Source organism: Pseudomonas peli, assembly GCF_050563605.1.
Lineage (GTDB): Bacteria > Pseudomonadota > Gammaproteobacteria > Pseudomonadales > Pseudomonadaceae > Aquipseudomonas > Aquipseudomonas peli_A.
Map to the genome: position 1 here is coordinate 1 of NZ_JBNXUH010000386.1, position 276 is coordinate 276.

A 276-nucleotide genomic window follows, 5' to 3' on the forward strand; every position below is an offset into this window, starting at 1 on the left:
ATCCAGCGCTCGCTGCTGGTCTCAGCCGACAACGCCCACGGCGTGCACCCCAACTACGCCGACAAGCATGATCAGAACCACGGCCCAAAACCTGTCTCTTATACACATCTCGAGCCCACGAGACGNTCCACAGTCGTGGAGCGTCGTCGGCAGAGTCAGATGTGTAGAAGACACAGCCCACGGCGTTCACCCCAAGTACGCCGACAAGCATGATCAGAGCCACGGCCCAAAACCCGTCTCTTATACACATGCCGGGCCAGCGACACGAACTGAACC

1 pseudogene is annotated in these 276 nt (G+C 59.3%); it reads left to right on the forward strand.

What is annotated here, in order from left to right:
- Window positions 1-87 (forward strand): annotated as a pseudogene (locus ACQ4LH_RS22055) (hypothetical protein); the annotation flags it as partial.
- Window positions 88-276 lie beyond the last annotated feature (189 nt).